This is a genomic window from Hungatella sp. SL.1.14, from assembly GCF_024460495.1.
In the GTDB taxonomy this organism is placed as follows: Bacteria; Bacillota; Clostridia; order Lachnospirales; family Lachnospiraceae; genus Hungatella; species Hungatella hathewayi.
This window is the reverse complement of record NZ_JANFYJ010000012.1, coordinates 113215-135905: the sequence shown is the minus strand read 5'-3', so window position 1 is coordinate 135905 and position 22691 is coordinate 113215. Positions and strand designations below refer to the sequence as shown.

General features: G+C 48.7%; 22 protein-coding genes. 2 read left to right on the top strand and 20 right to left on the bottom strand.

Going from position 1 to position 22691, the window contains the following annotated elements:
* Positions 1-62 precede the first annotated feature (62 nt).
* The 3 genes from NE473_RS14600 to NE473_RS14590 form a co-directional block, all read right to left on the bottom strand.
* Entirely contained in the window at positions 63-920 is an 858-nt protein-coding gene (locus NE473_RS14600) for a carbohydrate ABC transporter permease (RefSeq protein ID WP_006774863.1), read from the bottom strand.
* Between the two features lie 5 nt (positions 921-925).
* On the bottom strand, positions 926-1855 hold the full coding sequence (locus NE473_RS14595) for a carbohydrate ABC transporter permease (RefSeq protein ID WP_022031485.1): 930 nt from the start codon (positions 1853-1855) through the stop codon (positions 926-928).
* 62 nt (positions 1856-1917) lie between these two features.
* The gene (locus NE473_RS14590) at positions 1918-3324 is read right to left on the bottom strand and encodes an ABC transporter substrate-binding protein (protein WP_006774861.1); all 1407 of its coding nucleotides are present in this window, start codon (positions 3322-3324) and stop codon (positions 1918-1920) included.
* Positions 3325-3656: 332 nt separating this feature from the next.
* On the opposite strand from NE473_RS14590, the gene NE473_RS14585 reads away from it, so the two are divergent.
* Both NE473_RS14585 and NE473_RS14580 read left to right on the top strand, forming a co-directional pair.
* Positions 3657-4781, top strand: a complete 1125-nt coding sequence (locus NE473_RS14585) for a glycoside hydrolase family 88/105 protein (RefSeq protein WP_006774859.1) — start codon at positions 3657-3659, stop codon at positions 4779-4781.
* A gap of 330 nt (positions 4782-5111) precedes the next feature.
* Positions 5112-6467: a putative ABC transporter permease gene (locus NE473_RS14580; RefSeq protein ID WP_055651039.1), complete on the top strand. Its 1356-nt coding sequence runs from the start codon at positions 5112-5114 to the stop codon at positions 6465-6467.
* 101 nt (positions 6468-6568) lie between these two features.
* Here NE473_RS14580 and NE473_RS14575 read toward each other — a convergent pair whose 3' ends face one another.
* The 17 genes from NE473_RS14575 to NE473_RS14495 all read right to left on the bottom strand — a co-directional run bounded on the left by NE473_RS14575 (position 6569) and on the right by NE473_RS14495 (position 22681).
* The gene (locus tag NE473_RS14575) at positions 6569-8209 is read right to left on the bottom strand and encodes an ABC-F family ATP-binding cassette domain-containing protein (RefSeq protein ID WP_006774857.1); all 1641 of its coding nucleotides are present in this window, start codon (positions 8207-8209) and stop codon (positions 6569-6571) included.
* 226 nt (positions 8210-8435) lie between these two features.
* Positions 8436-9086: a hypothetical protein gene (locus NE473_RS14570; protein ID WP_022031482.1), complete on the bottom strand. Its 651-nt coding sequence runs from the start codon at positions 9084-9086 to the stop codon at positions 8436-8438.
* An 85-nt stretch (positions 9087-9171) separates the two neighbouring features.
* Entirely contained in the window at positions 9172-9951 is a 780-nt protein-coding gene (locus tag NE473_RS14565; RefSeq protein ID WP_055651040.1) for an amino acid ABC transporter ATP-binding protein, read from the bottom strand.
* Positions 9952-9965: 14 nt separating this feature from the next.
* The gene (locus tag NE473_RS14560) at positions 9966-10616 is read right to left on the bottom strand and encodes an amino acid ABC transporter permease (RefSeq protein ID WP_006774653.1); all 651 of its coding nucleotides are present in this window, start codon (positions 10614-10616) and stop codon (positions 9966-9968) included.
* 77 nt (positions 10617-10693) lie between these two features.
* Complete coding sequence (locus tag NE473_RS14555; RefSeq protein ID WP_055651041.1) at positions 10694-11596, bottom strand: amino acid ABC transporter substrate-binding protein; 903 nt, start codon at positions 11594-11596, stop codon at positions 10694-10696.
* A 187-nt stretch (positions 11597-11783) separates the two neighbouring features.
* Positions 11784-12254 carry a thioredoxin-dependent thiol peroxidase gene (bcp, locus tag NE473_RS14550; RefSeq protein WP_055651042.1) on the bottom strand — a complete coding sequence of 157 codons (471 nt, stop codon included), beginning with the start codon at positions 12252-12254 and terminating at the stop codon, positions 11784-11786.
* 91 nt (positions 12255-12345) lie between these two features.
* A complete protein-coding gene (locus tag NE473_RS14545; protein ID WP_055651043.1) occupies positions 12346-13038 on the bottom strand; it encodes a YjjG family noncanonical pyrimidine nucleotidase in 693 nt (230 codons plus the stop codon).
* Positions 13039-13058: 20 nt separating this feature from the next.
* Positions 13059-14330, bottom strand: coding sequence for a dihydroorotase (locus NE473_RS14540; protein ID WP_055651087.1), 1272 nt, complete (start codon positions 14328-14330; stop codon positions 13059-13061).
* Positions 14331-14382: 52 nt separating this feature from the next.
* The gene (locus NE473_RS14535) at positions 14383-14832 is read right to left on the bottom strand and encodes a threonine/serine exporter family protein (RefSeq protein WP_039892027.1); all 450 of its coding nucleotides are present in this window, start codon (positions 14830-14832) and stop codon (positions 14383-14385) included.
* Between the two features lie 2 nt (positions 14833-14834).
* A complete protein-coding gene (locus NE473_RS14530; protein ID WP_006774659.1) occupies positions 14835-15635 on the bottom strand; it encodes a threonine/serine exporter family protein in 801 nt (266 codons plus the stop codon).
* Complete coding sequence (locus tag NE473_RS14525; protein ID WP_055651044.1) at positions 15619-16347, bottom strand: MBL fold metallo-hydrolase; 729 nt, start codon at positions 16345-16347, stop codon at positions 15619-15621. The genes NE473_RS14530 and NE473_RS14525 overlap by 17 nt, the downstream gene beginning before the upstream one ends.
* 182 nt (positions 16348-16529) lie before the next feature.
* Positions 16530-16850 carry a hypothetical protein gene (locus NE473_RS14520; protein WP_022031473.1) on the bottom strand — a complete coding sequence of 107 codons (321 nt, stop codon included), beginning with the start codon at positions 16848-16850 and terminating at the stop codon, positions 16530-16532.
* A gap of 391 nt (positions 16851-17241) precedes the next feature.
* On the bottom strand, positions 17242-17985 hold the full coding sequence (locus tag NE473_RS14515; protein ID WP_081034946.1) for a MerR family transcriptional regulator: 744 nt from the start codon (positions 17983-17985) through the stop codon (positions 17242-17244).
* A 206-nt stretch (positions 17986-18191) separates the two neighbouring features.
* Positions 18192-18920: a response regulator transcription factor gene (locus tag NE473_RS14510; RefSeq protein ID WP_055651045.1), complete on the bottom strand. Its 729-nt coding sequence runs from the start codon at positions 18918-18920 to the stop codon at positions 18192-18194.
* Between the two features lie 118 nt (positions 18921-19038).
* Complete coding sequence (locus NE473_RS14505) at positions 19039-20847, bottom strand: sensor histidine kinase (protein ID WP_055651046.1); 1809 nt, start codon at positions 20845-20847, stop codon at positions 19039-19041.
* A 74-nt stretch (positions 20848-20921) separates the two neighbouring features.
* The gene (locus NE473_RS14500; RefSeq protein ID WP_055651047.1) at positions 20922-21767 is read right to left on the bottom strand and encodes a carbohydrate ABC transporter permease; all 846 of its coding nucleotides are present in this window, start codon (positions 21765-21767) and stop codon (positions 20922-20924) included.
* Entirely contained in the window at positions 21764-22681 is a 918-nt protein-coding gene (locus NE473_RS14495; RefSeq protein ID WP_022031468.1) for a carbohydrate ABC transporter permease, read from the bottom strand. Before NE473_RS14495 ends, NE473_RS14500 begins: the two co-directional genes overlap by 4 nt.
* Positions 22682-22691 lie beyond the last annotated feature (10 nt).

Sequence of the window (22691 nt, the reverse complement as noted above, 5' to 3'; positions counted from 1 at the left end):
TCTCAGTTTTACTCAGAGGAAGACAAAAAACAGGCGGAGGTACAGCAACCTCCGCCATTCACTTAACCCTTTACGCCGCCCGCTGCAATACCGTCGATAAACTGATCCTGAGCCAGCAGGAACACGATTAAAGACGGAATGATCGAAATCAGGGACATCGCCAGCACACGGTTCCACTCGAAACCGGTATCCGCGTCCATAGACATCTTCACAAAGATGGAGGCCGGATAACGGGCCGGTGTGTTGACATAAAGCAGCGGTCCCATAAAGTCATTGGAAGACCACATAAACTGGAATAACGCACACGATACAATCGATGGCTTTAACATTGGCACAATCACGTACCATAAGGTCTTGATAGAACCACAGCCGTCAATGGTAGCCGCTTCCTCCAGTTCCTTGGGAATGTTTCTTAAGAACTGAATCAGCATGAATACGAAATACGTGTCCGTCGCAAACAGAGTCGGTACGATCAGCGCCAGATAAATGGGGGAATCGATCCAGCCAAATTTATTGAACAGAACGAACTGCGGCACATTGAGTACGACCTGAGGAAGGAACAGCGTGGACATCAGGACTGCAAAGAGTAACTTTTTTCCCTTAAACTCAAACCTGGCAAATCCATACGCCGTTACAGTGGCGGATACAATTGTAAATACTACCTTCGGCAATACGATAGAGTATGTATTGATCATGGCCTTAAAAATGTCAATATCACCGCCATAGCTTTTCAACGCATTTTTATAGCCGTCCAGAGTCGGATTCTTCGGTATAAATCCAATTCCGCTGAATATCTCATTATTTGTTTTAAATGTAGCCCCAACCATCCAGATCAACGGATAAATCATGATGAAGCCTACTACAATCAGCACTACGTAGCGCACGATTGTATTGACAGTCTTTCTTGTCTCTCTCGTCATCTTTTTTACCTCCCGTCCTCATCTGAATAGTAGACCCAGTGCTTCTGGCTGAAGAATGCAACCGCCGTAAAGGTCATAACAATCAGGAACAGCAGCCATGCCTGGGCGCTTGCCAGACCCATTTCGTAGCTCTTGAACGCATTGTTATAAATCAGCATGGAGATCAGCATGGTCGAATTACGCGGTCCGCCCTGGGTAATGATGAACGGTCCGTTGAATTCCTGGAACGCCTGGCACAGCTGGGTAACCAGATTGTAGAAAATAACCGGGGTGATCAGCGGAACTGTAATGCTGAAAAACTGTCTCCATTTTCCGGCTCCGTCGATGGAGGCCGCCTCGTATAAATCTTCCGGCACACCCTTTAAGGCCGCCAGGAAAATCACCATGGCCGAACCAAACTGCCAGACTCTCAGCAGGCAGATTACAAACAGCGCATGAGAGGGGCTTGCCAGCCAGTTAGGACCCTCAATCCCCATATAGCTCAGCAGCATGTTTATAATACCGTCGTCCTTAAATACTGCTTTCCACAGCACAGCAATGGCAATGGATCCGCCCAGAATAGACGGAATATAGTAAGCCGTACGGAAGAGATTGACTCCCTTTAATTTAAAGTTCAGAATATATGCAATAAATAACGCAAAAACCAGTTTCAGCGGTACGGTCATGAACGCATACTTCATCGTAACCACAAAGGCTTTTACAATTTTCTTGGTATGGATAATCTCATCATAGTTCATCAGGCCAACTTTGGAAACTCCGTCAAACAAATGATAGTCCGTAAAACTGTATACAAGTGATGATCCAAACGGATATACTTTAAAGATAAGAAATCCGATCAGCCACGGCAGTATGAAGAAAAAGCCTTTATTTTCTTTTACGATCCTCTTAAAGCTCCTTCTTTCTGCGGTTGCACTCTGAGCCGCTGGTTGCTTCATACCGTTACCTCCTCTTTCCTGCGCAGCGGCCTCCGTTACCGGCGGCCGCTGACTGTCACTCATTATTTACTTAACACTTTATTTACACCGTCAATCAGTACTTCTGCAGCTTCATCAATATCGTAATCGCCGTAGCTTAAGCCTGCCATGACATCCCAGTAAACGCCTTCGTTTGTTGCCTTTAATGCACTTGCTTCAAATTTCGGATCCAGCGGGAAGGAAACATAGCTTAAAACCTTGGAGTTTGCTTCTGCTACCAGTTCATTTAACAGGCCGTTGTCTTCACAGATCTTAAGGCCTTCTGCGGAACATGGGATTCCTCTTTCCGAACCAAGGATCTTAACACCCTCTTCTTCATTTAACAGGAAGTTGACCAGTGCCGCACACTCAGCCGGATACTTTGTATTTTCAGAAATACCAAAGCACATGGAAACCTTCGCAAAGCCGCCCTTATAGTCGCCCATATCTGCAAATTCTTCCCCTACTACGAATTCCTGGCCTTCATTTAATGCGCCCTGCTGCTTGGTTGCCGCAGAATCCCACTCGAAGATGCCTGCGTATTTGCCTTCCATCCATTTCGGGTTCTTGTCGAAGGAAGCTGCGCCGTCGCCTGCGATGGTTGCGATGGACGGAATCACGTGATCTGCTTCCAGAGACTGAATGAATTCCAGTCCGTCTTTGATCTCATCTTCGGAATACTGAAGTTCATTGTTTTCTACCCAGGCTTTTCCGTACTTGGACTCTAAGTAGTAAACCATGAAGATGGTTCTGTCATACTCGTTCATAGCCAGAGGATAGTAATCGTCGCCAAGCTTTTCCTGGAATACCTTTCCGGCTGCTCTTAAATCGGCCAGAGACTTCGGAGTCTCAATTCCTGCCTGATCGTATGTAGTCTTGTTCCAGTAGAAGATTCTTCCCGTCATGGAGATCGGAACGCCCTGCAGTTTGTCTGCAACCGTACACTGAGCCAGGTAATCTTCAGAAAACTGTGACAGATCCAGAATATCGGATAACTTGTTCAGATCATAGAAAGCGCTTCCGTCTGAACTGAAGGAAGTAATCCAGTTCCAGTTAATCTGGTTCACATCAGGCGCTGTTCCTGTGGCAAACTGAGATGACATCTTGTCTTCCCAGCCGTCCCATGCAGAATAAGAAGTTTTTACCGTAATATTCGGATACTTCTTCATGAATGCATCCACTGCAGCCAGGGTAGCTTCGTGTCTTGAATCGCCGCCCCACCAGCTGAAGGAAATCTCGATGGGATCTGTGGTGTTTACCGTCAGGCCTTCTGCCTGCGCCGGTTCCGCTGTAGTTTCAGCCTCCGTTGCTGCCGCCTCTGTCTTGGCAGCCTCTGTCTGTGCCGCCGTTGTCTCCTCTGTCTGCTTTGCTCCATTGCCGCAGCCAGCCAGTCCAGCTGCCATCGCAGCCGCCATTACCAGTGTTAAAGCTTTTTTCCAGTTCTTTCTCATAAGACAATCTCCCTTTCTTTCCTGGGTGCAGTTCTCATTGCTTTGATTTTGCAAAGGTTTGCAGTCCCGTTTTTAAAAATATGCATATCTGCTAGATCCCAGCCCCTCGTTTGTGTCTTTTTGCCAGCAAATATACATTGTCTCGTTGATGTTTTTATCTTAACACCATTCTTTTCCCATGTCAATTGTATATTATGCACATCATTTTTTTATCTTTTTATGTATATTTACTAATTTTATTTTTCCAATAATATGATATTATAATAGAAACTGCAAACGTTTGAATTATCAATCTTATTTTATTTTCTATAGATAGAAAAGGAGCATTTAATATGGAAATACTGGACCGCTATATTCATCAATTATTAGATCAGAGCACCCCGGAGTCTCCGATCTGGTATAAGGAAGAAAGCGATGCATCGGCCCCGGCCAAATGGAACTATATGGATGGCTGCATGATCAAAGCGATTCTGGAGCTCTATCATATTACACAAAACAGCAGATACTTGGAATTCGCCGATCATTTCATCGATCACTTTGTCCGCGAGGATGGCTCTATTGTTTCCTATGATCCGGAAGAGTATAACCTGGACAATGTAAATGCAGGCAAGACCCTGTTTGATTTATATAAGCTGACCGGAAAAGAGAAATACCGGAAGGGAATCGAAACCGTATACAGCCAGATTTTAAGACAGCCGCGCACCTCCACCGGCAACTTCTGGCACAAAAAGATTTATCCCAATCAAATCTGGCTGGATGGACTCTATATGGCCCTTCCTTTCTATATGCAGTATGAGGTGGAATACAACAACTGCAAAAACTGTACCGATATTATTGATCAGTTCAGAAACGTCAGGAGGCTGATGAGGGAACCGCTGAACGGCCTGTACTACCACGCATTTGATGATTCCCGGAAGATGTTCTGGTGCGACAAGGTAACCGGGCTCTCCGATAACTTCTGGCTCCGCGCGCTGGGCTGGTTCTCCATGGCTCTCATAGACACCATGGAAATCATGCCGGATTCCTTAAAAAGCCAGCGTTCCGAGTTAAATACCATCTACCGGGAACTGATCGACGCCATGCTCCCTTATCAGGATGAAGAGACCGGCATGTGGTATCAGGTCGTAAACCGGGGCGGTATTTGTCCCAACTACCTTGAGACTTCCGGTTCCGCCATTTTCGCCTACGCCATCATGAAAAGCGTCCGGCTGGGATACTTGCCGGACACATATCTTCCATTTGGCGAAAAAGCATTCTCCGGTATCTGCGATAAGTACTTATCCGAAGAAAACGGGGAACTGCAGCTGGATGGCATCTGCCTCGTGGCCGGCCTCGGCAACACCGAGAACCGGGAGGGAACCTTTGAATATTATATGCGGGAGCCAATTGTGAAAAATGAAGCAAAAGGCATCGCGCCTCTCATTCTTGCCTATATTGAAATTCTAATGAGGAAGTAGACCTCCGTCCTGGTTCTTTCTCGGCACTGGTTGTGGGGCCGCGCCGATGAGCTTGATATCCCAGTGTGCCGCCATCTGGATACGAACCGCAAAAATGAACGTGACTGACGAACACATGGGCTTTGTGTCCGACAGTCACGTTCATTTTTGCGGCGAGTAGGAAGCCAGGCGGACACGGGATATCAAGCTCATCGGCGCGGCCCCGCAACCAGTGCCGAGAAAGAACCTCCGTCATCTCTATACAGCGCTCTTTTTCTTGCAACGCTATGGGGCTTATGGTATCATATGCCATAAGCCCCCTTACTTTGGCGCCGGAAAGGACCTGTACATATGAATGAAGCATTTTTTCAACTGATCTCTTATTTTTTCATCTACTCATTCCTGGGCTGGTGCATGGAAATTGCCTATGCGGCCCTGAAAAAGAAACATTTTTATAACCGCGGCGTTTTAAACGGCCCTCTCTGTCCGGTTTACGGAATCGGTATGATCCTGATTCTGACCTTTTTCAGTTCTCTAAAAGAGAGTCTCGTCTTTCTTGCCATCGGAAGCGCTGTCATCGCCACCCTTCTGGAGTTTTTTACCGGGTCGCTGATGGAAAAGCTCTTTAAGAAGCGGTGGTGGGACTACTCTGATTATAAATATAATCTGGGCGGTTACGTCTGTATTCCATTTTCAGCCCTCTGGGGCGTGGGCGCTGCCCTTACACTACGGTTTATCCATCCATTGATCCATATGATGATCAGCCGGGTTCCCGCACTGGCCGGACAGATTATCCTGATCGCCGGACTCGTAATCCTGGCCATGGATTTTATCAGTGTCCTCGGCGTGGTCTTCCAGGTGCAGAAATACAACACCCGTGTGGAAGAACTGGCGGAAGGCATGCAGCAGATTTCCAACAGGCTGGCCCGCGCCATTTTTACCCGGATCGAAAAACGTATGGCAAAGGCCCATCCCGGAGCGGCGGAGGAACACCCGGAGGCAGACACCGGTTCCCGCGTAAAAACCCGTTCCTGCGAGGCGGTTCCGGCCGTCTTTGCCGACGGCTGCTCGTTCCATAAGCTTGTCTGGCTGTTCTTTATCGGGGCATTCCTCGGGGATATCACCGAGACCATCTTCTGTTACGCAACCTCCGGAATTCTGATGAGCCGCAGCAGTGTGGTCTATGGACCGTTCAGCGTCGTATGGGGTCTCGGAGTCGTGGTCCTCACCATGATGCTGCACAAGTATAAAGACCGCGACGACCGCTATATTTTCCTGTTCGGTACTGTGGTTGGCGGCGCCTACGAGTACATCTGCAGTGTATTCACGGAGATCGCCTTCGGAACCGTATTTTGGGATTACAGCAAACTCCCCTTCAACCTGGGCGGAAGAATCAACCTTCTGTACTGTTTTTTCTGGGGACTCGCCGCTGTTGTCTGGATTAAGATTCTCTATCCACGCATCTCAGCGCTCATCGAACGGGTCCCGGTAAAGACCGGAAAGATTCTAAGCTGGCTCATGATCGTCTTTATGACTGTTAATATCATAATCTCGGCCATGGCACTGGCACGCTACTCAGACCGTCAGACAGGCAAAGAAGCGGTCAATTCCATTGATTACTTTCTGGATGACCATTTCCCGGATAAGAGGATGGAATGGATTTATCCAAATGCGATTGTCAAAGACAATTCCGCCGTGCAGCCGTAATGTTTCAAACTCCGGATTCCCGTTAAAGAAAGCCTCCACTTTTCAGTGGAGGCTTTCCTGCCTGTCTGCCATCGATCCCGGCAGGCACTGCCATGTTTTATTTATTCATTCTCCTGCATCTGCTCATCAGTCAGAGTAAATACCTGTCTCTTACGTGCCATCTCATCGCTTGCCAGGTACTCATCGTACGTGGTGATCTTATCGATCAGCTGGCCGTTTACGATTTCCATAATACGGTTAGCGGTCGTCTCCACGATCTGATGGTCACGGGAGGAAAAGATCAGCACGCCCTGGAACTTCACCAGACCGTTGTTTAATGCTGTAATGGATTCCATGTCCAGATGGTCAGTCGGCTCGTCGAGCATCAGCACGTTAGCGCCGGAAATCATCAGCTTGGAAAGCATACAGCGCACTTTCTCACCACCGGATAAAACGCGTACCTTCTTCACACCGTCTTCGCCGGCAAACAGCATACGTCCCAGGAATCCGCGGACATAGGTCGCCTCCTTCTCAGGAGAGTACTGCGTCAGCCAGTCCACGATGGTATCATCGTTGTTGAACTCCGCACTGTTGTCCTTTGGGAAATAGCACTGGCTTGTGGTAAGTCCCCACTTATAATCGCCTTCATCCGGCTCCATCTCTCCGGCAAGAATCTTGAACAGCACCGTCTTCGCCTGCTCGTTGGGGCCAACCAGGGCCACCTTATCTTCTCTGTTTAAGATGAAGGAGATATTGTCCAGCACCTTCACACCGTCGATGGTCTTGGATAAATTCTGTACGGTCAGCACTTCGTTTCCGATCTCACGGGCCGGACGGAAATCAATATACGGATATTTACGGCTGGAGGGTTTGATGTCATCCAGTTCGATCTTTTCAAGCGCACGTTTTCTGGAGGTCGCCTGTTTGGACTTGGAAGCGTTGGCGGAGAAACGCTGGATAAACTCCTGCAGCTCCTTGATCTTCTCTTCCTTCTTCCGGTTGGCCTCTTTCATCTGCTTCACCATCAGCTGGCTGGACTCATACCAGAAATCGTAGTTACCGGCATACAGCTGAATCTTGCCGTAGTCGATATCCGCGATCTGGGTGCAGACTTTATTTAAGAAATAACGGTCATGGGATACCACGATTACCGTATTTTCAAAATTAATCAGGAACTCCTCCAGCCATGCGATGGCATCGAGATCCAGGTGGTTCGTCGGCTCATCGAGAAGCAGGATATCCGGATTACCGAATAACGCCTGGGCAAGCAGTACCTTAACCTTCTGGGCGCCGTTTAATTCCTTCATGTATTTGTAGTGATACTCCGTCTCGATACCGAGGCCGTTTAATAAGTTGGCCGCGTCAGACTCTGCTTCCCAGCCGTTCATGGAAGCAAATTCGCCTTCCAGCTCAGCTGCTTTGATGCCGTCCTCATCCGTGAAGTCTTCCTTCATATAGATGGCATCTTTTTCTTTCATGATCTCATACAGTCTGGCATTTCCCATAATAACCGTGTCCAGAACCTGGAACTCGTCATATTTAAAATGGTCCTGCTGGAGGAAGGAAAGCCTCTGGCCGGCCGTCATCACGATATCGCCGCTTGTTGGCTCCAGCTGTCCTGATAAAATCTTCAAAAATGTAGATTTTCCGGCTCCGTTGGCACCGATCATGCCGTAGCAGTTGCCCTCTGTAAACTTAATATTTACATCTTCAAACAATGCCTTCTTGCCAATACGTAAGGTTACATTATTCGCACTAATCATTCCCAATAAATTCCTTTCTTCAAATGCCGCTCACTCTGCCAATATTTCAGTGCCGCCCGGCGGCACTCGTGAGCAGGCACCCTCTGCGGGAGTTTCCGCTCACACAAAACAGGGCTCATACGGCCCCGTCTCTCATCTCTCTTATTTTACATGAAAATCCCGAATTTGCAAGCCTTTTATCAAAAAAGCCTGTAAATCCGGTGATTTTCAGCTGGATCTTCATATTCTATTTGGCGGACTCTACTTTCAGCGGGAAATTAGCCTCGCTGCCCGCGTCATAGCTCACTGTTACATACGTCACTTTTACCATGGCGCCGCTGCCGTTGCTGTCATCTGTGGCCTGCCCCAGTACACCTGTATTAAGGCCTTCGCAGTTATCTTTTAAGAAGCCCGTATCTTCCCCTTTTTCATTCCGGATCGTAAAGCTGCTCATGGCCTGATCCGTTACGCTTCCGGTCATGGTCTTCACTTCCATGTCCTCCTGGGCATCCAGCACCAGCACGATCGCTGCATTAGCGGCGTCATCTCCGGAGATCTCACCCTTATAAATGATGGAAACCGGAATTCCCGCCTTCAGCTCATAGGACGTCTCGATCACCACGCCGTTCAGGTTAAATTTCACTTCCGCATCGCCGTTTTTAACGGTCATATCCTCCAGCGTATCCGATACCGATACCACATCACACGTCAATATCTTAAACTCTGCGGTATCGCCCGGCGCCTCCAGCGTCGCGGCCGGCGTTGTCGCCGGTTCCTTCGTCTCCGGTTCCGTCACGGCAGGGGCCGGTGTCGTCTCCGTATTACTGGCTGATTTTCCGCAGGCCGTAAATGCGAGAGCCGCGCAGACCGCCATTATCACAATCAGGGTTCGTTTCATTTGCATCCTCTTCTCTCTGTTATATATGATCTTATTGAGTGCTCATAGTATATCATCCGATTGTGAATATTGCTTTGCTTTTTTCTTAATTTTTGAGAGAACCGTATCCATCGCCGTAACGGCCAAGAAAACTCTGCGTGCGCTCATGATTGGAAGTGAAAACTTCCTCCGGCGTTCCCTCTTCCACGATCAGGCCGTCGGCCATGAAGATGACGCGGTCGGAGATATCTCTCGCAAATGCCATCTCATGAGTCACGATTACCATGGTGATCTGTAAATCGGCCAGAGAACGAATCACTTTCAGCACTTCCCCAGTAAGCTCCGGGTCCAGCGCGGAGGTGGGTTCATCAAAGAACAGAATCTTGGGATTTAAGGCGAGAGCTCTTGCGATGGCAACCCGCTGGCACTGACCGCCCGAGAGCTGGCAGGGGTATGCCTCCGCCTTGTCCTCCAGCCCCATCTTGCGGAGCAGATCGTATGCTTCGCGGATGACCTCATCCGCCTTTCGCTTCTGAACATGAATCGGCGCGTCAATGATGTTTTTCAGCACATTGTAATGGGGAAATAAGTTGAAATTCTGGAAAACGAGTCCGTAATTTCCCTGAATCTCCTTCAATTTTTCTTTTCCGGCATAGACGGCCGTTCCAGCTGGGCCGTTCCATGCCGCCTTCTCTCCCAGGTACAGGAGCTCGCCGCTGTCCATCTTTTCCAGCATTGTTGCACAGCGAAGCAGAGTGGACTTTCCGGACCCCGACGGACCAATGATGGAGACAATCTCGCCTTCTTCCACAGATAAGGAGATATCCTTCAGCACGCCCTGTCCGTCAAATGATTTTTTGACATGGTTCATTTCCAGCAGATACATATGGGTTCTCCTCCTTATTGGTAGTAATCCAGCCGTTTTTCCGCGTATTCCATAATAACGGCTACCAGCAGATTAAATATGTAATAGAACAGTCCGGCCGCCACAAAGGGGATCAGACTCGTCTGGGAAGATGCCAGCGCCTTTGCCACTGCAAACATCTCCAGCACGCTGATGGTAAATGCCAGGGAAGTATCCTTGACCAGTGTGATAACCTCGTTTGTTACCGAAGGGAGAATCCGCTTCATCACCTGAGGAAAAATGATCCGGAAAAACGTCTGTGTCTTCGAATACCCCAGCAGCTTCGCCGCCTCATACTGGCCAACCGGCATGGACTGGATTCCGCTTCGGTATATTTCCGCAAAATATGCCGCATAATTGATGACAAAACCGATGAAGGCCGCCCATAGACGGTAGTTGTTGCCCACTTTAATTTTAAACAGATAATACGGACCGAAATAGACCACCATCAGCTGCAGCATCAGAGGCGTTCCCCTCATGACTGAAATATAAAATTTTACAATGGTTCTGATTACAGGATTTTTCGACATCCTGCCAAAGGATATGAAAAGTCCCAGAGGAAGTGAAAAAATAAGCGTCACAAAAAAGATCTGGATGCTGATCCACATGCCTCCTGTCAGCTGTGAAAAAATCTTTGTTAAAGTCATGGTATTCCCCTCTTATCTTCTCCATGGTTTCAAACAGGGGCCAGGCCCAAAAAAGGGTAAGCCCCTGCTGTCTGTCTCTATTTACCGATCGTTGTAATATCCTTATCGAACCATTTTTCGGAAATCTTCGCCAGGGTGCCGTCTGCTGCCAGCGCTTCCAGCTGTGCCTGCACCTGATCCTTTAAGGCGTCATTCCCCTTCTTGAAGCCGACTGCATAATTTTCCGCGGCAAGCGTTTCATCCAATACAATAAAATCAACCTGTCTCTGCTCGATCTGGAAACGCGCTACTACCTCGTCCATGGCAATCGCGTCAACCGCGCCCATCTGTAAATCCATAAAAGCCGTATTATAATCCGGCGTAGTCTGAAGTGTTCCAAACGTACCGGTCAGGTCCGGGTCATCTTTTAACGCCGCTTCCGCAGAAGACTCTGCCTGAACCTCCACTACCTTTCCCGCTAAATCTGCCAGTGTCTTAATGCCGGACTCAGCCGTCACCACAAATACCTGCTGGTTCGCCATATAAGCTTCCGTCCATGTATAATCGTCCTCACGGCCCGTCATGGTAAATCCGTTCCAGATACAGTCAATATTGCCGGATTCCAGTTCCATGTCCTTAGCCGCCCAGTCAACCGGCTGCGGAACGAATTCCATTCCGAGACGTTTGGCAACCTCTTCTGCCACCTCCAGATCAAAACCGGTATACTCACCGTCATCGCCCACATATCCCATAGGCGGAAATTCCTGATCAAATCCTACCGTAAACGTACCGCCCGCGGCTCCCGCCTCAGAAGCCTCTGTCTCCGGCGCCTTCGTATCTGCATCGGTATCTGCAGCAGCCTCCGCTGCCGTTGTCTCCGCCTCTTTCGCCATAGTTCCAGCGGTCTCCGCCGCCGTATTGCCCGCTGCCTGTCCGGAACATCCGGACACCACCGCCATCATTCCCAGGGCTGCCGCCATTAAGATTGCTCTCTTCTTCATAATTGTTGTTTCCTCCTCTGCATTTTCATGTGCTACCATGGTAGCATACTAAAGTATTTCTGTAAAGCAGAATTTTTATCTTTTGCTCTTATTTGCAGAGTGTCCGGCATACAGCTAAAAGTCCGGGCCGGCCCAACGCGTCTTTCTTTGGCGCGTTCGGCTGACCCGGACTTTTGGTGTCTCTTTTTTATGCATTTGCCCTTTCATCCAGATACTCCAGAATCTCCTGTGCGTTCGTATCTGGTTTTACTTTCTCGAAGACCGTTTCAATCACACCGTTCTCATCGATCACGAAGGTGCTTCTGACCACGCCCATGGATACTTTTCCATAAAGCTTTTTCTCCTGCCAGACGTCATACGCCTTTATGGCCTCCAGCTCCGGATCGGAAACCAGAATGAAGGGAAGTTCGTGTTTTTGGGCAAAGTTACTGTGGCTCTTTACACTGTCTTTGCTCACTCCAATGACTTCCACGCCTCTCTGCTGATATCCCGCATACGCGCCGGCGAAGGCACACGCCTCACGGGTACAGCCCGGTGTGTTGTCCTTCGGATAAAAATAGAGAACGACCTTCTTCCCCAGAAAGGAGGAAAGTGTTACGGGATTGCCGTCCTTATCGTTTAATGTAAAGTCTGGTGCTTTTGTTCCTGCCTGCAGCATAATTTAGTACCTCCAAATTTAAAATAGTGATGATTCTTTTTATTCGCCAGGCCATGGCGGCAGATGGAACGCCCGGGTTCCCGCCTGCCGGCTATAAAAATTCTTTCAGCTCCTTAAGCGACCGGATCTCCCGGCTGACAGTGACACCGGCGGTGTTAAGGGCCCCCTGCGGATTAAACCAGCAGGTATCAATTCCCGCCGTATTTCCGCCTTTTATATCTGAATTTAAGGAGTCTCCCACGATCAGGGTTCCTTTCCTCTCCGCTCCCGGCATCGCCTCAAAGCAGTGGTCAAAATACTCTTTCTGCGGCTTCTGGTACCCGACCTCCTCGGAAATAAAGGAGTTCTTAAAATACTGGTCCAGACCGGAATCCGCCATCCGCATCTTCTGAGTCTCTGTAAAACCGTTTGTCACCACATACAGATCATACCGGTCCTGTAAATACGTAAGCACCTCCACGGCTTCCGGCATGACGATGGCGGTATGATTCAGGATTTCTCTGTATCTGTGCTCAGTCTGTATCCCGTCAGCACTGATGCCATGGGCCTCAAACACGGCGCCGAATCTGGTATCCGTGATATGGTCTTTCGTAATGAGACCTTTCTCATAGGCATCCCATAAGCCGCGGTTCACCCTGCGGTACGTTCCGATTAAATCCGCCGTCCGGCATCCCCCGCTTTCTTCATACTCTTTGAACACACTGGCAAGCCCGCGTTCCTCCGCAGAGTCAAAATCGAGAAGCGTTCCGTCCACGTCGAAAAGGATGGTCGTATATTGTTTCATGAAAGTTTCCCCCTCCGGCCTTATTCTCCATCCCGATACACGATTTTCCCGTCACAGATTGTATATTTTACTTTTCCATACAGTCTGCTTCCGGTAAACGGTGAATTAGAAGATTTTGATGCAAATTCCCCTACGGTCCACTCTTCCTCCGGATCAAAGAGCACCAGGTCCGCCGCCTTTCCTTCTTCCACAGAACCGGAATCCAGATGATAGAGCTTCGCCGGATTAAGGCTCATCTTCTCCATCAGCTGAAGCAGGCTTAAATGGCCCGGCCGAACCAGATTTGTAATTGCCAGTCCCAGCGCCGTCTCAAGCCCGATGATCCCGCTGGGCGCCTGCTGAAGCGGTCTGGCCTTCTCTTCCTCACTGTGCGGGGCGTGGTCCGTGGCAACCATATCAATGCTGCCATTTTTCAGGCCCTCTATAATAGCCTGGCGGTCCCGTTCCGTCCGGAGAGGCGGGTTCATCTTCGCCAGAGTCCCATGCTCCAGAACAGCTTTTTCCGTCAGTGTAAAATGGTGCGGCGTAACTTCCGCGTATACATGCGCTCCCAGCTCCTTCGCCAGCTTCACCATCCGCACCGCGCCCTCGGAGCTGATATGCTGAATATCCACCTCGGCCCCTGTGTGCAGGGCGATCATGCAGTCGCGGGCCACCAGAGAATCCTCCGCCAGTGCTGGCGAGCCATAGATCCCCAGCTCGTCCGAGACAGCCCCGTGATTGATTCCATTATTGACAATAAACGCCGGATCTTCCTCATGGAAGCTTAACGGCAGTTCCAGACGCGCTGCTTCCTCCATGGCTGTCTTTAAAAGCTTTTCATCCATAATCGGTATCCCGTCGTCGGTGAAGCCCGCAGCGCCATGGGCTTTCAGCGCCTCCATGTCGGTCAGTTCCTTCCCGGCGAGTCCAACCGTCACCGCGGCGGCCTGAAGCACATGAATCCCGGTCTTTTTCCCCTCCTCGAGAACGTACCGGAGCGTCTCCACATTATCCACCGGCGGCTTCGTATTCGCCATACAGACAACCGTCGTAAAACCGCCTTTTGCCGCAGCGGCAGCGCCGGTATGAATATCTTCTTTATACGTAAGTCCCGGATCCCGGAAATGGACGTGTACATCCACAAGTCCCGGCGCCGCAACAAGTCCCCGGCCGTCGATGACCGTATCAAATTTATCCTCCGGCTCCGCGCACTCTCCAACGCGAAGAATGGTTCCGTCCGAAACAGCGATGTCCCCAATCCTGTCGAGTCCATTTCCCGGACTCACAATCCGGACATTTTTTATCAGCATCCTCATGCCGTACCTCCTTATCATGAGCACTCCGCCCAGCCATTTACCGGCTTCACAGACTGCCCTGTTTCTCTTCTTTTTTCGAAAACACCTTAAAAATCCCCTGCGGCAGTTCAAACACAAACACAATCCCCAGGACGATGGCCACTGCCACCTTAAGAGCCATAAAGCCAGTCTGAGACGCCTTGTCCAGCTCATTTGTCACAATATAATAGGCGGTCCAGTATACCCCGGCTCCCGGTACCAGCGGAAATATGCCGGAAATCAGAAATATGGTAACCGGGCACCGCTCCCTGACCGCAAACAGCCGCGACAGCAGGATCACTACGATTGTGGCAAGCAGCGCCGCAGTCGGTGCAGTACAGCTCTGAATCAAAATGGAGTAAACACCCCAGCCGGCTCCGCCGATCAGACCGCAGTATGGATAATACCTTGTGGGAACCCCGAACAGAAGGGAAAACGAAACCGTCCCTCCAATGGCAGCCACCACTGAAATCAACAGTGTCACAGCATCACACCTCCCGTCAGTTGATGGAACACGCTGAACACGAGTCCAACCCCCATGGCAATACAGAAAAATACCAGCAGAGCGTCCAGCATCCGCACAGAACCGGAGATATAGTCGCCATCCGCAATATCCCTGATGGCATTGGTAAATGCGACTCCCGGTATCAGAGGCATAATAGAACCAATAATCATAAAATTTAAATGCTGCCCTATGGAAAACAGATACATCACAGAGCAGAGAAAGGTTACCAGTGCTCCGCCTCCGATATTTCCAACGATTTTCGATAAATGAGGACCGCTGATGTACAGCACATAGAAATACAGAAGCACACCGGATACAAACGCCGCCGCACTGTCTGTTAAATTACCTCCGAACAGCATGCAGAAGCAAGCGCTTCCCACACCGGAAGCCAGGATCTGCATGGTCTTCGTCTTTCCCGGCATAACGCGGATCTCATCAAGCCGTTCCCTCACTTCACCGATGGTATACCGTCCTTCCACGATCTCCCTGGACAGCTGGTTCACCGCAGCCACCCGGTTTAAATGGACCCCGCTAACCGGGATATGCTGAACCTTGGCGAAGATCTCCTCCCGCGTGCTGCCGGAGGTAATGAATATTCCATTGCTCAGTACAAATGCATTCTCCGACTCAATTCCGTAATAGCGGCATATTCTGTCTACCGTCTCCTCCACCCGGAAAATCTCGGCTCCATTTTCCAGCAGAATATGGCCCGCCTGCATCGCGGCATCTAAGATTTCCCGCTGTTCCTCCCCGTTTAACTCACACGAAACGCTCATCTTCCTCCGTAAAGACCTCCCCATCCCCAGTAATCTCCTGTATTCTGTCTCTGTAACCGGCCGAGCAGTCCAGCGCTCTCATCTTCCCTATCACAGAATAATCTCCCCAGCAGTGCATGGGAAATACATGTTTTACATCGACTTTATTCAAAAACTCGTCCATTCCCAGATAAAAGTCGTCTTCCTGCCTCGGATCCAGCGGCAAAAATGCCACATCCATATGCATACCCGCCATTTTATCAATCTGTGCGCTGTATTTTTTTGCCATGGAATCGTTCCAGTTATCCGGCTCGCCTTCCCATCTCCAGTTATTTAAATCTCCCGCATGATAGATCGTTCTGCCTTCCGCCTCAATCAGAAACGCCACACCTTCATCCGTTGATTTATAAGTATGTATGGTTAACATTCCGCCATTTTCCAGCCTGTATTCCGCCGTCTCTCCTGGCTTCATGGAATCCGTGACCGGTAATGCCTCTTCCGGCAGGCGCTTCCTCCAGATATCACCAGACAGGACAAACCGAACGTTTTCATGTTTCTTTATCAACTCAAATATCACCGGTGAATAGTGGTCCCCGTGCCTGTGGCTTGCCAATACCAGAAGCGGCTTTTCCCGCTTCAGCCCGGGAATCACTCCCTCTGTATAATCAAACAGCAGATAAACCGACTCCAGTTCCACTAAAAAAGAGCTGTGGTGGATATAAGTAATCTTCATATGACGCCTCCTTTCCCGATATCCCTATTCTGTTATAACGGAAGGCGTTTGTCAACTTTTTTCTTCTGTAAAAACAGGGGACTGCCGCCAGAAATCTATCCTGTATAATCAGAAAGGGCGGAGACACTCGTCTCCGCCCAAATAAAATACCTTTTTACTGCAACAGTTTATGTCAGTTCTGATTAGTTAGCTGCTGTTGTAGCTTCTTCTGTTACTGTTTCTGCGTCTTCAAGAGATGCTTCTTCAACTTCTTCGGAAGACTCTTCTGCGGAAGCATCCTCAGATTCTACTGCTTCTGTTGTTTCTGCGTCAGCAGACTCTGCATCTGTAGTTTCATCTGCAGCTTCTTCTGTTGTTACTGCTTCTGTAGTTGCTTCTGTTGTAACTTCAGCTTCTGTTGCTGCAGTTGTCTCAGCAGTTGTGCCGCTGCCACATGCAGAGATAGATGCCATAGTTAATACTGCGATGCCTGTAAGTACGAGTTTCTTTGCTGTCAATTTCATAATTGTTCTCCTCCTTGCGACTACATAGGTGTCTTTTTGTTATGTCTTAGAATTATGTCATGACCTTCGGTTGTCCTATGCCCTCAAGTCGAGAGTCAGTTTATCACTCCAAACGTTTAAAGTCAATGTTCTTTCTGTGATTTTTTTCTTAATTAAAAGTCACCCGATTTCTTAAAATTTATTACAATTGACAAAAGTGGTTCTAAACTGAAAACTATGAAAATATACTCTTGTAACCATACTGTACTTTTTTAGGTGTCCGTTATGTCATGTGATTATGCACTATTATTCGCCGTTATATCGCAGTGTTTTTTGTATATTTTTTTGCTATTTTCCTTTGTTTTTGTGTTTTTACCACGTTTATGGTGGTTTCCACCCCAATTTCCATTATTTACCGCTGGCAGTAGCTTTCAATCGCCCGGCTCATAAATTCGGCTGTATGTTCTCCGAACTGATCGATATTTTCTTTAAAACGTCCGTCCTCCACGTACATTTTCCCCAGTCCCTCCAGGATTTCCAGGGTGCATTCGTAGTAGTTTTCGGTAATATGGTTCCTCCATCGTTCCACCAGTCCGGCCGCGCGGCTGCCATCCGGCGCTTCACCCGCCTGGACGCACTCCGCAAATTCCCGGAAAATATCACTCATCTCTCCATTTAAATCCTTCCATTTTTCCTCACTGTAACCGGAAGTCTTCTTTTCGCTTTCGCGGTATGCTTGGGTATCACCCCAGCGTTTCTTCGCTTCATTGGCGTACTTTTTCTTTGCTTCTTCTATCTCGTGCATATCAAATTCCTGAAAACTCATGGTATTTTCTCCTCTCATCATACTGTCCACCAGTCCGGTAAGCCGGCGCAGCCGCTCGATCTTCAGCAAAAGCAGCGACTTATGGACCGCAAGCGCTTCCTGGCGGTCATAGTCAGGCTTCGACAACATGTCCTTGATTTCCTTCAGAGGAAAATCCAGTTCCCGGTACAGCAAAATCTGCTGCAGCACTGCCAGCGCCTCTTCGTCGTAATAACGGTATCCCGCTTCCGTCGTGTCGGTTGGTTTGAGCAGTCCTATCTCATCGTAATAATGGAGTGTGCGCACACTGATATTCGTTAATTTTGCTGTCTCGCTTACTGTCAGTCTCATAGTTATCACCGCCTTCTTTTTTACTATAATGTATGACGCAGCGTGAGAGTCAAGAGTTTTATTTGTTATGATAAAATAAATATCTACTAAAATTTACAATAGTGCTGATTTCCCATTTGCGCTTTGTTTTCTCTATAGATTATAGCAAAAGATAGTTTTACATGGCACCACATATCGTAATATCCGCTCAATTGGATATACTGCAATCAGATGGTCCGATACTCCTTCGGCGACATCCCCATCACCTTCTTAAACACCTTGGAAAAATACTTCTCATCCCGGAACCCCACTTTATACGCAATCTCATACGTCTTAAAGTAATTCTGTTCCAGATAGCAGCATGCCCTTTCGATGCGCACCCGATTGAGATAATCGATAAATCCGCACTGGAGGCTTTTCTGGAACAGCGTCGAGAGATAGCCTCCGGTTATTCCCAGGATTTCCGCGGTGCCGCTTAGCGTTATATTTTCCATGTAATGCTCAGCAATGTACTCTTTTGCCCGCTTTACCAGCTGATTGGTTCCGTTCTCTTCTTCCTGGACACACGGCTCTTCCAGTCCCATGCCGTCATCTACCAGCCGGTTTAAGCACTTTAAAATATCCGCGGCCCGCGCCGGTTTTAATAAATATTCCTTTGCCCCGAAACGCAGCGCCTGCTGTGCGTATTTAAATTCATCGTATCCGCTTAAGATTACTACGATGGGATGCAGACCCGCCCGCTGCGCCTCCTTCATGACATCGAGGCCATTTTTCAGCGGCATCTGGACATCCAGAAGCAGAATATCCGGCTGATACTTTAAGAGCAGATCGATCGCCTCCTGGCCATTTTCAGCCTCATATATCTTGTCAAACCGGTCCGTATGGAGCCGGATATATTTCGCCACACCACGGCGGATTACCTCTTCGTCATCTGCGACTAACAGTTTTACCGACACTTCTGTTCCTCCTCGTTATAAGCGCTTAAAGACCGTATTTTGGTCTCTTACGTGCGATACATGCCATCTCCGCTCAGCGCGCCCCGCTTTATCGGGCATCGTGAAATCGTTCCCGAACTTAGTGGAGCGGCTTCTCAAAAGGAATACATAGAATTACTGTGGTACCCTTTCCCACATCACTTTGAATCTCCAGTTCGAAATCTCCATGATACCTAAGTTCCAGACGCTCTTTAATATTTTTAATTGCATACCGCCCGATTCTCTGACGGGCGTACTGAGCCGGTTCCTCCTCCCAGATATCGTCGATCTGGTCCTGGCGCATGCCGATCCCCGTATCCTTTATCTCGAACCGGATCTTTCCCTTATCCAGGCTTCCGGTTACCGTCAGATAGCAGGGTATACTGACATTTTCAAACCCGTGAACAATGGCATTTTCCACAAATGGCTGCAGGATCAGCTTGGGGATATATGCCGGCTTCACCTCGTCCGCCACATTGATTTCATAGTGAAGACGCCTGGAAAAACGCATTTTCTGTATCTGTAAGTACCTGGATACCAGTTCAATCTCCTGGGCTACCGTGACTTCCTTCTTCCCCTGGCTTAAAACGAGGCGGAACAGCTGTGACAGGGCCAGAATGCTTTCCGCAATCTCGTCGTTATCCGCTTCCGTGGCCTGCCAGTATAAGGAATCCAGCGTATTATACAGAAAATGCGGGTTAATCTGAGCCTGAAGTGCAGCCAGCTCGCTCTCTTTTTCCTGAAGAGTAATGACGTAATTTTCGTCAATCAGTGACTTGATATCTTCCACCATTTTGTTAAAGCATTCCGCAACCTCTCCGACTTCATCCCTCGTTTCCACCTCCACCCGCTGGTCAAAATCGCCGGTCGAGAATTTGACGATGGCTTCGCTGACCCGTTTTAACGGCCTGGTCACAATATTGGAAATGATGAGGAGCAGGGGAAGGAGCCCAAGCAAAACTCCAATCATCAGGGTAATCGGCATATAGGCGATATCCGTCAGCTGCATCTGCCTGCTGTACCGGGGCACCACCTTGACAATAATGCTGGAATTCTTCTCTTTCTGACTGCAAACCACTTGATAGTCTCCAAATGTAAAGTTATGTTTGCGTTCCCGATAGTCCTCTTTTATAAAATCGTCTGATTTTAAGTATTCGGCCACCTGTGTCGGAATGCTGCCGCTTCTCGAGAGCTCGCCGCCAAATTTATCCAGAATCAGCACGCCTTCCCTGTCGCTGTGAAGAATCCCCTCTCCCAGCTTTTGAAAGACCTCCTGACTGACACCGATGACAATATACCCCAGCGTCTTCTTCTGAGTCAGGTCAAAGATTCCTCTATATAAGACTACCTTATCAGAACGGTTGGTATTATAAGTTTCTTTATCGTATTTACTTACACTCCGCCATAAGATCCCGTTGTCGCTGGCCAGCGTATCCCGGTAGACCGCCGTCTTCTTAACAGTCTCCAGATCCGGCACATAGGCGCTGGCATCCATACACCGCAGATAAGGGCGCACCCCGTTTTCCGGGTAAATGCCAATGGTTTTAATATGGCCTTTCAGCGCTACCATGTCCTGTACGATCTGCATGGGAGCCGCCTCCAGCCAGAGTTTTGCATTCTTGTTCAGCTCTTCCGCATTTTTCGCTGTCAGCAGGGCATGCACCTCGTCGTTAATGCAGAAATAGGTGGAGAAATCCTTAATATCGGACTGGAGAACAAAAATACTTTCTGCCAGAGCATTGACACTGCTCCTGTCATTTTCCAGTCTGCTCTCCAGGTCTTTATTATAGTTGTAAAAAAGAAGCACGGCGCATATGAGAATCAACACCGGCGTGATAATCAAATACCCATAAAAAATCAGTTTCATTTTTACACTTAATTGATTTACCCACTGTTTTATCTTCTTCATAGCCGTACTTCCTTATAATCATTCTGATCCGGGTGTTCCACCGGTTAAACTATCCGCCCTTTTTCTGGGCGCGCCTAACCCTTTACCGCTCCCATAGCCACACCTTTCGTAATATGTTTATTCAGTAGGATATATACAATCACCGCCGGCGCCGCTGTCAGAGCCATAACCGCAAACTGCACGGCGTAATTGGATGAATACTGGCCGGTAAACTCCAGAACCGAGAACGGAAGCGTCTTCCATTTCGGTGAACTTAAGTAGGTGCTGGCCATCATAAATTCATTCCAGTTGTTCAGAAACGTCATGATCGACACCGTGGCGATGGACGATTTCATCATGGGCGTGATAATCTGGAAAACGATCCGGTAGATCCCGCATCCGTCCATGACCGCCGCCTCCTCCAGCTCAACCGGAATGGATTCCATAAAGCTGGACATCAAAAACAGGCCCTGGGGAAGTGAAAATGCCACGTACGGGATCAGCAGCGCCCAGATGGTATCGGTCAGACCCAGCTGATTGAATATCTTATAATTGGGAAGCAGCGTCGCATGAATGGGAATCATCATCCCCATGAGCAGAAGCGTCTTCACAAGGCCCCTTAATTTCCAGTTCATTCTGCGGCATGCGAAGCCTGCCATAATCGATACGAGAAGCACCAGGATGACCGCCAGTCCGTTTATCCGGATACTGTTTTTTAAGTATAACAGAAAATGACCATCTATAAAAGCTTTAACATAATTCCCCCACTGGATCTTCTTCGGGATTACGAGAAGTCCGCTGGTAAACATCTCATTGCTGCTTGCCAGGGAAAAATCTGCCAGCCAGATTAAGGGGAAGATCTGAACGACCGCCACAAGAATCAGCACCGCCCAAAGAAGTGGTTTTTTCCAGGAAAACGTTCTTATATCCGTTTGATTCATGATTTCGCCCTCCTTCTGCTCAACCCGTGTTTCCTTCCCGCTTCTTCATCGCGGTCTGCGAAAACGGTGTTCAGTAATACGGTAACCACCAGGCAGATGATGATGAAAATGACGCCGATGGCATTGCCGTAGCCATACTTGAACGCTTTAAACGCCTGCTGATATAAGTAGTTCGCCGCAAACTGCGTGCTGTTGCCGGGTCCGCCGTTGGTAAGCAGGTACACGGTTTCCATCTGTTTTAATGCGGATATGACCGCCATGGTCACATTTACCTGAATCACCGGCTTCATCAGCGGAAGGGTGATCCGCAGAAATGTGGTTTTCTGGTTGGCCCCGTCAATTGCCGCCGCCTCATACAGGGTAGGGTCTATATTTTTGATTCCCGTGTAGTAAATTAACATTCCCCAGCCGAATCCATGCCAGATCAGCACGATCAGTACCGACCAGATGGCCCTGCCCTGGCTGAGCCAGTTGATTCCGCCTTCTCCGCCGAACAGCTTGATAATATTGTTTAACAGGCCGAAATCGGGATTATAGATAAATTTCCACAGGTATGCGATAACCGCTACGGAGATAACATTGGGCACAAAGTACACGCAGCGGAAAAAACCTTCTCCCCGCCCTCCCAGCTTATCCAGCACTGCCGCCACGATCAGCGCCAGCGGATGCTGAATGCAGATGAAGCCGATGGCTAAGAGGAGCGAATTCTTGAGGGAGGTCCAGAAAACCTGATCCTTCATCAGTCTGTGATAATTCTCCAGTCCAATATAATTGTAGGAACCCATTCCGGAGTAGTCTGTAAATCCGTAATAAACACTGAGGCAAATGGGAGCCAGAATCGCAAACACGAACAGCAGCAGGCCCGGAAGGACAAGGCTTAGAATGACCAGTTTGTTGCTGTATAATTTTTTCATAAACTTCCCC

Bases quoted from the DNA above. Each gene is read 5' to 3' on its own strand.
- NE473_RS14600 (WP_006774863.1), bottom strand. From the start codon at position 920: ATGACGAGAGAGACAAGAAAGACTGTCAATACAATCGTGCGCTACGTA.
- NE473_RS14595 (WP_022031485.1), bottom strand. From the start codon at position 1,855: ATGAAGCAACCAGCGGCTCAGAGTGCAACCGCAGAAAGAAGGAGCTTT.
- NE473_RS14590 (WP_006774861.1), bottom strand. From the start codon at position 3,324: ATGAGAAAGAACTGGAAAAAAGCTTTAACACTGGTAATGGCGGCTGCG.
- NE473_RS14585 (WP_006774859.1), top strand. From the start codon at position 3,657: ATGGAAATACTGGACCGCTATATTCATCAATTATTAGATCAGAGCACC.
- NE473_RS14580 (WP_055651039.1), top strand. From the start codon at position 5,112: ATGAATGAAGCATTTTTTCAACTGATCTCTTATTTTTTCATCTACTCA.
- NE473_RS14575 (WP_006774857.1), bottom strand. From the start codon at position 8,209: ATGATTAGTGCGAATAATGTAACCTTACGTATTGGCAAGAAGGCATTG.
- NE473_RS14570 (WP_022031482.1), bottom strand. From the start codon at position 9,086: ATGAAACGAACCCTGATTGTGATAATGGCGGTCTGCGCGGCTCTCGCA.
- NE473_RS14565 (WP_055651040.1), bottom strand. From the start codon at position 9,951: ATGTATCTGCTGGAAATGAACCATGTCAAAAAATCATTTGACGGACAG.
- NE473_RS14560 (WP_006774653.1), bottom strand. From the start codon at position 10,616: ATGACTTTAACAAAGATTTTTTCACAGCTGACAGGAGGCATGTGGATC.
- NE473_RS14555 (WP_055651041.1), bottom strand. From the start codon at position 11,596: ATGAAGAAGAGAGCAATCTTAATGGCGGCAGCCCTGGGAATGATGGCG.
- bcp (WP_055651042.1), bottom strand. From the start codon at position 12,254: ATGCTGCAGGCAGGAACAAAAGCACCAGACTTTACATTAAACGATAAG.
- NE473_RS14545 (WP_055651043.1), bottom strand. From the start codon at position 13,038: ATGAAACAATATACGACCATCCTTTTCGACGTGGACGGAACGCTTCTC.
- NE473_RS14540 (WP_055651087.1), bottom strand. From the start codon at position 14,330: ATGCTGATAAAAAATGTCCGGATTGTGAGTCCGGGAAATGGACTCGAC.
- NE473_RS14530 (WP_006774659.1), bottom strand. From the start codon at position 15,635: ATGAGCGTTTCGTGTGAGTTAAACGGGGAGGAACAGCGGGAAATCTTA.
- NE473_RS14525 (WP_055651044.1), bottom strand. From the start codon at position 16,347: ATGAAGATTACTTATATCCACCACAGCTCTTTTTTAGTGGAACTGGAG.
- NE473_RS14520 (WP_022031473.1), bottom strand. From the start codon at position 16,850: ATGAAATTGACAGCAAAGAAACTCGTACTTACAGGCATCGCAGTATTA.
- NE473_RS14515 (WP_081034946.1), bottom strand. From the start codon at position 17,985: ATGAGACTGACAGTAAGCGAGACAGCAAAATTAACGAATATCAGTGTG.
- NE473_RS14505 (WP_055651046.1), bottom strand. From the start codon at position 20,847: ATGAAGAAGATAAAACAGTGGGTAAATCAATTAAGTGTAAAAATGAAA.
- NE473_RS14500 (WP_055651047.1), bottom strand. From the start codon at position 21,767: ATGAATCAAACGGATATAAGAACGTTTTCCTGGAAAAAACCACTTCTT.
- NE473_RS14495 (WP_022031468.1), bottom strand. From the start codon at position 22,681: ATGAAAAAATTATACAGCAACAAACTGGTCATTCTAAGCCTTGTCCTT.